Annotated in this window: 8 protein-coding genes, 2 pseudogenes and 1 riboswitch; of the genes and pseudogenes, 4 read left to right on the forward strand and 6 right to left on the reverse strand. The window is 75.7% G+C overall.

Annotation, left to right across the window (positions count from 1 at the left end; genetic code table 11):
* The 6 genes and pseudogenes from HCJ92_RS20170 to HCJ92_RS20195 all read right to left on the reverse strand — a co-directional run.
* Window positions 1-340, reverse strand: a pseudogene (locus tag HCJ92_RS20170) (hypothetical protein); the annotation flags it as partial.
* Between the two features lie 14 nt (window positions 341-354).
* Window positions 355-1,302 (reverse strand): methylenetetrahydrofolate reductase [NAD(P)H], encoded by a 948-nt coding sequence (metF, locus tag HCJ92_RS20175; RefSeq protein WP_167935034.1) that lies wholly within the window; start codon window positions 1,300-1,302, stop codon window positions 355-357.
* Between the two features lie 36 nt (window positions 1,303-1,338).
* Window positions 1,339-2,004, reverse strand: coding sequence for a thiamine phosphate synthase (gene thiE / locus HCJ92_RS20180; RefSeq protein ID WP_167935035.1), 666 nt, complete (start codon window positions 2,002-2,004; stop codon window positions 1,339-1,341).
* Window positions 2,005-2,131: 127 nt separating this feature from the next.
* Window positions 2,132-2,497 (reverse strand): Rv2175c family DNA-binding protein, encoded by a 366-nt coding sequence (locus HCJ92_RS20185; protein ID WP_167935036.1) that lies wholly within the window; start codon window positions 2,495-2,497, stop codon window positions 2,132-2,134.
* Window positions 2,498-2,608: 111 nt separating this feature from the next.
* The gene (locus HCJ92_RS20190; RefSeq protein WP_167935037.1) at window positions 2,609-3,814 is read right to left on the reverse strand and encodes an FAD-dependent oxidoreductase; all 1,206 of its coding nucleotides are present in this window, start codon (window positions 3,812-3,814) and stop codon (window positions 2,609-2,611) included.
* 135 nt (window positions 3,815-3,949) lie between these two features.
* Window positions 3,950-4,300, reverse strand: coding sequence for an avidin-fold protein (locus HCJ92_RS20195; RefSeq protein ID WP_167935038.1), 351 nt, complete (start codon window positions 4,298-4,300; stop codon window positions 3,950-3,952).
* A 119-nt stretch (window positions 4,301-4,419) separates the two neighbouring features.
* Window positions 4,420-4,528: riboswitch (TPP riboswitch) on the forward strand.
* On the opposite strand from HCJ92_RS20195, the gene thiO reads away from it, so the two are divergent.
* From thiO to HCJ92_RS20215, 4 genes and pseudogenes are all read left to right on the forward strand, one after another.
* Window positions 4,527-5,846 (forward strand): glycine oxidase ThiO, encoded by a 1,320-nt coding sequence (thiO, locus tag HCJ92_RS20200; protein ID WP_167935039.1) that lies wholly within the window; start codon window positions 4,527-4,529, stop codon window positions 5,844-5,846. It overlaps the preceding riboswitch by 2 nt.
* Window positions 5,843-6,145: a sulfur carrier protein ThiS gene (thiS, locus tag HCJ92_RS20205; protein WP_167935040.1), complete on the forward strand. Its 303-nt coding sequence runs from the start codon at window positions 5,843-5,845 to the stop codon at window positions 6,143-6,145. Before thiO ends, thiS begins: the two co-directional genes overlap by 4 nt.
* Window position 6,146: 1 nt before the next feature.
* A complete protein-coding gene (locus HCJ92_RS20210) occupies window positions 6,147-7,043 on the forward strand; it encodes a thiazole synthase (RefSeq protein ID WP_167935041.1) in 897 nt (298 codons plus the stop codon).
* A 181-nt stretch (window positions 7,044-7,224) separates the two neighbouring features.
* Window positions 7,225-7,821: pseudogene (locus HCJ92_RS20215) on the forward strand (hypothetical protein); the annotation flags it as partial.

Below are 7,821 nucleotides of genomic sequence, written 5' to 3' on the forward strand. Positions count from 1 at the left end.
GGCCGGGCGGGGGGCCGTGGCCCGCCGCCTCCTCGGGCAGCGGCGCCATCGGCTCCATGCCGCGTCGGCGCCGGCTGCTGCCGGGCTTGCCACCGAGCGACCACCCCGTGGAGAAGCCGTTGCGGAACGAGAGGGTGACGAGGGTCTGCCCGGTGGCGAACGCCACGGCGCCCAGCGCGATCACCGGCACGTTGTGGATGATCACTCCGAAGACCACTCCGAGGAAACCGCAGAAGGCCAGCACCCGCCAGCGCAGTCTGGCCTTGTACTGGAGCAGCACCTCCCCGAGGAGCCACAGGGCCACCAGTCCGAAGGCGAGATAGAGGACTGTCCAGCCCATCTGCCGTCCTCTCGTCAGTGCGCGGGCCCACCGTCCCCCGTGGTGGCGGGGCGCCGGTGGAGGCCCAGGTTGCGGTAGATGTCCAGCGTGGCCGTGGACCGGTTGAGGGTGATGAAGTGCAGACCGGGAATGTCCTCGTCCATCAACCGCTCGCACAGCCGCGTCGCGTGCTCGATTCCCACCGAGCGTACAGCGCCCGGGTCGTCGCGGACCGCGTGCACGCGGTCCCCCAACTCCGCCGGGAACGTGGCGTTGCTCAGCTGCGAGAAGCGTTCGATCTGCCGCACACTGGTCACCGGCATGATCTCCGGGATGATCGGGGTGTCGCAGCCCGCGGCGGCGACCCGGTCCCGCAACCGGAGGTAGTCGTCGGCGTCGAAGAACATCTGCGTGATGGCGTAGTCGGCGCCGGCCCGGCACTTGTTGACGAAGTGCCGGATGTCGGTGTCCCAGTCGGCGGACCGGGGGTGCATCTCGGGGAACGCGGCCACGCCGACGCAGAAGTCCCCCGACTCCTTGATCAGCTCGACCAGTTCGGCAGCGTAGCTGACTCCTTCGGGGTGCCGCACCCACTCCCCCATCGGGTCGCCCGGGGGGTCCCCGCGCAGCGCGAGCATGTTGCGGATCCCGGCGTCGGCGTAGCGGCCGATGATGTTGCGCAGCTCCGCGACCGAGTGCTCGACGGCGGTGAGGTGCGCGACGGGGGTGAGGGTGGTGTCGGTGGTGATCCGTTCGGTGGCGCGAATCGTTCCCTCGCGCGAGCTGCCGCCGGCGCCGTAGGTCACCGCCACGAAGGTCGGCGCGACCGCCTCGACCCGGCGGATCGCCTCCCAGAGGACCCGTTCACCCTTGTCGGTGCGCGGGGCGTTGAACTCGAAGGAGTAGGAGCGCTCACCGGCCGCCAGCAACTCGCGGACGGTTCGCGCGTGATCATGTCGGACGGACGGGATTCCCAGGGCCATGCGGCCACGTTAGCCAGGGGCGCCGCCCCTTGGCGATCACCGTCCGTGGAGTGGACGTCGCGCCAGCGCGCGGACCAGCTCCGCGGTGGCGGCGGCCGGGTCCGGGGCCTCGGTGAGCGCGCGCACCACGACCACGCGTCGGGCGCCGGCGTCGAGGACGGCGTCGACCGTGCCGGCGTCGATCCCGCCGATGGCGAACCAGGGCACGTCACCCGCGCGGGCCGCCGCGTAGCTCACCAGCGGCAGCCCGGGGGCGGCGCGGCCCGGCTTGGTGGGGGTGGGCCAGCAGGGACCGGTGCAGAAGTACCCGGTCTCCGGGTCGGCGACCGCCGCGTCCACCTCGGCCTCGCTGTGGGTGGACCGGCCGATGAGGACGCCGTCGCCGACGACGGCGCGCGCCGCGGGCACGGGCAGATCGCCCTGGCCGAGGTGGAGCACCGGAGCGCCCGCGGCGCGGGCCACGTCGGCCCGGTCGTTGACAGCCATCAGTCTGCCGTGGCGGCGGCACGCGTCGGCGAGGACCTCCAGGGTCGCCAGCTCCTCGGCGGCCTCCATGCCCTTGTCGCGCAGCTGCACGATGTCGACGCCGGCCCCCAGGACTGCGTCCAGGAACTCGGGAAGGTCCCCTCGCTCCCTTCTGGCGTCGGTGCACAGGTAGAGACGGGCGTCGGCGATCGTGGGGTGCCCCTCGCGGGTGGCCATGGGTTTCTCCGGTCGGTGAGCAGCGGTCCGTGGGTCCGGCGGCTGGTCGGGGTGCGTCGGGTACGCCGGAGCGGCACGGCGGGGTAGGACCGTCGTGCCGCTCCGGCGCAGGGCTTCGGCGCGGGGCTCAGACCGCCAGGGCCTGCGCCCGGCGCTTCACCTCGGTGCCGCGGTTCTCACTCAGCGCCTGTGCGGGCGTGCCGGGGAGGGTGTCGTCGGGCGTGAACAGCCACTCGATCATCTCCTCGTCGGAGAAGCCGTCGTCGCGCAGCAGCGTCAGGGTGCCGGTGAGCCCCTTGACGATGCGGTCCTCGCCGATGAAATCGGCGGGGACGTGCAGTGCGCGGTTCTCGCCCCGGCGGATCGCGATCAGCTGGCCGTCCTTCACCCACTGGCGTACCCGCGTCACCTCCAGGTCGAGTCGCTCGGCGATGTCGGGCAGCGTCAGCCATGAAGGGACGAGGGCGTCAATCTTCGGATCAATCTCGGTCACACCCACAAGCGTGCCATCCCCGGGCGACACCGTCACCCAGAACCCCCGCGTCGCGGGCACCCGGAGCACCGGCGGGCAGGGGTGGAGGGCGGGTCGCGGACGGCGCCAGGGTCAGCGTGCCGCGCTCTTCAGGGGCACCGCGGGGTCCTCGACCCGCCCGGGGTCCACCACGGCGCCGCGCTCGACCAGGCGACGGCCCTGCGCCAGGTCACGGGGGCGGTCCACGGTCAGCACGGCGGTCAGTGCGCCGCTCGCCGACGTCCAGCACAGCGTCCAGCCGTCCCCGCCGTCCGGGGAACCGCGGCGCAGCAGCCGGTCGCCGGGCGAGTGCAGGCCCACCGACTGCACCATCCGCCCGAACTGCCGCGACCAGAAATAGGGCACAGGGTCGTACGGGGCGGGCGTGCCGCCGGTGACGCCCGCCGCGACCGCGGCGGGGCCGCGCAGCGCGTTGTCCCAGTGCTGGATCAGCAGCCGTCGGCCGTAGCGCGCGGAGGGGAACGAGGCGCAGTCGCCGACCGCGTACACGTCGGGGGCGGCGGCGCGCAGCCGGTGGTCGGCGAGTACCGCGCCGCCCTGGTCCAGGGGAAGACCGGAGCCGGACAGCCACGCGGTGTCGGGGCGCGATCCGACGGCGACGAGGACCGCGTCGGCGGGCTCGTGCCCGCCGTCGGCGAGCAGCACGCCGTCGGGGCGGACCTCGGTCACCGCGGTCCCGGTGAGCAGCCGCGCGCCCGCCTCTTCGTACCAGCGGCGCATCGGCTCGGCGGCCTCGGCCGGCAGGACGCCGTGCAGCGGGGCGCCGGCCGCCTCGATCACGACGACCGCGCACCCGGCCGCGCGCGCGGCGGTGGTGACCTCGGCCCCGATCCAGCCCGCGCCGACGATCACCAGTCGCGCGCCGGGCTTCAGCACGGCACGGAGGGCGAGCGCGTCGTCCAGGGTGCGGAGGAGGTGGACACCGTCGAGGCCGGCCGCGCCGGGGAGGGTGCGGGGGGCCGCGCCGGTGGCGAGCACGAGGTGGTCGTAGGAGAGCGGGCCGGCGTCGGTCGCCAGCCGCCGGGCGGCGGGGTCGAGGCCGGTGGCGGTGACGCCGGTGCGCAGCCGGGCGCCGAGGGCGTCGAGGTCGGTCTCCAGCCAGGCGTCGGGCGCCTCCCCGGTCAGCAGTTCCTTCGAGAGCGGCGGCCGGTCGTAGGGGCGATGGGGCTCGGCCCCCAGGAGGTCGATCTCCCCCTGCCAGCCGGCCTCCCGCAGGTGGGAGGCGGTGTGCACACCGGCCAGGCCGGCCCCGACGATGACGACTCGCTCGCTGTTCACGGCGGTCAGCCTCTCACGGGGCGACGGCGCGGCACGGGCTGCGGGCGGTAGCTGCACCTCTGGGGGGGCAGACGGACGGGCGGGTCACGCTGCCGAGGCCGTCCGCCTGCCGGGCGCGCCTCCGGGCCCGGTGGCTCAGCGGGCGTCGGGCGGGACCTCCACCACCCGGGAGGTGCCGCGTCCGGGGCGGGACTCCCATTCCCAGCTCTCGTCGACGGCGATCCGCCCGTCCGGCAGCTCGCGGACCTCGCCGACGCAGTGGCCGGAGGCGGTGGTGCCGTCGGTCAGCCGTTGCACGTAGCGGAAGTCGACGCGGTCGCCGTCCCGGGTGCCCATCAGCGCGCCGCGCTCGACGGGACCGCCCGCGTAGTCGGCGTGGATCCGCCCGCCCGCCTCCCGGTAGTGGAAGCGGGTGGCGGTGCCGACCTGGCCGGGCGCCTGGTCGGCTTCCGGGGCGAGGACACGTCCGTCGAGTGATGCGGCCATGGAGCTGCCTCTCGGTCGGGCCGCTCCGGCCGCCCCACCGTCCGCGGGGTCCCGGGTACTACGCTGGCGGCAGACGGGTTCGCACCGTACCCCGCCCCGGAGCGGGGCGGCCCGCGGACCCGCGTCCCACGGGAGCCCGGACGCACCGGGCTGAGAGGGAGGCTGCGGCCTCCGACCGCACCACCTGATCCGGATCATGCCGGCGTAGGGAGAGGAGCAGCTCACCATGGCGTACCCCGAGCAGCAGCCGACCGGAGCGCCGCCGCCCGCGGCCCCTCGGGCCGGGAACGGCACCGCGGACCGGGCGAGCGCGGACACCGCGGCGGACGCCCCCTCGGCGACCGCCCTCACCACCGACGTCCTGGTGGTCGGCGGCGGCATCGTCGGGCTGGTCGTCGCCTGGCGCGCCGCGGGCCGGGGGCTGTCGGTGACGGTCGCGGACCCGGAGCCGGGCGGCGGTGCGGCGCGCGTCGCGGCGGGAATGCTGGCCGCCGTCACCGAACTGCATCACGGCGAGGAGGCGTTGCTGGAGCTCAACCTCCGTTCCGCCCGGGCGTGGTCCGGGTTCGCCGCCGAGCTGACCGAGGCGGCGGGTATCGACACCGGCTACCGGCCGTGCGGGACCCTCGCGGTCGCCCTGGACTCGGACGACCGGGCCCAACTGCGGGAGCTGCACGCCCTGCACGAGCGGCACGGGCTCTCCTCGCAGTGGCTGACCGGCCGGGAGTGCCGTCGGTTGGAGCCGATGCTCGCCCCCGGAGTGCGCGGCGGGCTGCGGGTGGACGGGGACCACCAGGTCGACCCCCGGCGGGTGACCGACGCGCTGCTCGTCGCCTGCCGCCGCGCCGGTGTGACGGTGCGGCGGGCGTCCGTGCGGCGGCTGACGATGCGTGGTGACCGGGCGGTGGGCGCCGAGTTGTCGGACGGCCGCCTCGTCTCCGCCTGCGCGACCGTCGTCGCCTGCGGCAGCCGCAGCGGTGAACTCCCCGGGCTGCCACCGGAGGCACGGCCGCCGGTCCGCCCCGTCAAGGGGCAGGTGGTGCGGCTGCGTGTGCCGCCGTCGCGGGCGCCGTTCCTCTCGCGGACCGTCAGGGCGGTGGTGCGCGGCGGCGCGGTGTACCTGGTGCCTCGGGCCGACGGCGAGTTGGTGATCGGTGCCACCTCGGAGGAACAGGGCTGGGACACCACCGTCACGGCGGGCGGCGTCTACGAGCTGCTGCGCGACGCCCACGAACTGGTGCCGGGTCTGACCGAGTTGCCGTTGACGGAGACCTGCGCGGGGTTGCGGCCGGGTACGCCCGACAACGCCCCGCTGCTCGGCCCGTCGACCGTCCCCGGGCTCCAACTCGCCACCGGGCACTACCGCAACGGCGTGCTGCTGGCCCCCGTCACCGGGGACGCCCTCGCGGAGTCGCTGACCACGGGTGGGCTGCCGGCGCACGCCGCCCCGTTCGGCCCGGGTCGGTACGCCGCCGGAGCGGCGGAGGCCGCCCCCGCACGCCACGAGGCGCGCGGTGCACACGACCTGACGGGAGCACAGGCATGAACGACCCCTTCGCGACTGAACCCCCGACATTCGCGGCCCAAGCCCGGACGACGGGCGCCGCCCCGGTACGGCTGTCGGTGAACGGCGCCGTCCGGGAGGTGGCTGCCGGCACCACGCTGGCCGCCGTGGTCGCGGAGCTGACCGGCGGGAATGCTCCGGTCGGTTCCGCCGACGGGCGGCGCGCCGCGGGGATCGCCGCGGCGCTCAACGAGGCGGTGGTGCCGCGCGGCGCCTGGGACCGGACTCCGGTCCGGGACGGCGACCGCGTCGAGGTACTGACCGCCGTGCAGGGAGGCTGAGATGACGGAGACCACGAGGCCGACGGGTCCGGCGGGCGCCACGGACCGGCCGGACACTCCGGCGGCCACGGTCGCGAGCCCCCTCGCCGGGACCTCCCCCGGTGAGGACCCGCTGGTCATCGGCGGACACACCTTCACCTCGCGGCTGATCATGGGCACCGGCGGCGCCACCAGCCACAGCGCGCTGCGCGCCGCGCTGACCGCGTCGGGGACCGAGCTCACGACGGTCGCGATGCGCCGGCTCGACCCGGGGGTGCAGGGCACCGTGCTGTCGGTGCTGTCGGAACTGGGCGTGGCGGTGCTGCCGAACACCGCGGGCTGCTACACGGCCGGTGAGGCGGTGCTCACGGCCCGGCTCGCCCGGGAGGCGCTCGGCACCGACCTGGTCAAGCTGGAGGTCATCGCCGACGAGCGGACCTTGCTGCCCGACCCGGTGGCGACGCTGGACGCGGCGGAGGAGCTGGTGGACGACGGGTTCACCGTGCTGCCGTACTGCGGTGACGACCCGGTGGTCGCCGTGCGGCTGGCGGAGCTCGGTTGTGCGGCGGTGATGCCGCTGGGCTCCCCGATCGGCTCCGGGCTGGGCATCCGCAACCCGCACAACTTCCGGCTCATCACGGAGCGGGTGGGCGTACCGGTGATCCTCGACGCCGGCGCGGGTACCGCCTCCGACGTCGCGCTCGCCATGGAGCTGGGCTGTGCCGGGGTCATGCTCGCCTCGGCAGTGACCCGTGCACAGCGCCCGGCGGTGATGGCGGCGGCGATGCGCGACGCGGTGCGGGCGGGGCGGCTGGCCGCGCTGGCCGGACGCATTCCCCGGCGGCACTTCGCGGAGGCGTCCTCCCCGCAGGACGGCATGGCCCACCTGGACCCGGAGCGACCGGCCTTCACCTCCTGACCTAGCCCGGCCGGGATGACCGGGCAACGCCCCTGGTGAACGGCGGTGTTGGCGGGTTCGGATATTCTCCGGCCACCGGCGTGGGCCGGTACCCGGGTCGCTGCGCGAACAGGTACCCCGCCGGGGACGGCGGGTGGTGCCGGGGGCGGTGTCGCGAACGGGTCGTCCCGAGGAGACAGCTGTGACCACACCCCCCGACGACCGCGGGAGCACGGGAGCGGAGAGATCGGAGCGGGAAGCCGAGGCGGTGGCCGAGGCATCCGGGGAGCCCGTCGGGACACCGGGCACACCGGGCACACCGGGCACACCGGGCACACCGGGCACACCGGTGAGTGACGCGGGCGGCGCGGCGCGGCCGGTCACCGGTACGCCCGACCGGCTCGCCAAGCGCGGCCCGGCAGGTGCCGCGAAGCCGGTCCGCCCCGCGGGCGGCGCGGCCGACACCGACGACGACCTCGACGCGAAGGACACGGCTGCCCCGGGCACGTCGCAGGCGGCGAGCGGCGCGACGCCGGAAGGCGCGCAGAAGGCCCCCGCCGGTTCACCGCAGCCCCGGGGCACCGTGGCCGCCGCACCGGTCCCGACCGCCCCGGCGGTGGAGCGGCCGACCGAGGACACGTCGAGCACGGGCAGCGGGCCGGACACCGGCGGTGGGCCGGGCGGGGGCAGCGGGGCGCTCGACCTGGCCAAGCCCCCGACGGCCGACCCGGTGACGGCGAGTGCCCCTCCCCCGCCCACCGCTCCGCCTGCTGTGGCCGCCCCGACGCCAGGCGCGGTG

Origin of the sequence: Streptomyces spiramenti (assembly GCF_012034385.1) — a bacterium.
GTDB lineage: Bacteria > Actinomycetota > Actinomycetes > Streptomycetales > Streptomycetaceae > Streptomyces > Streptomyces spiramenti.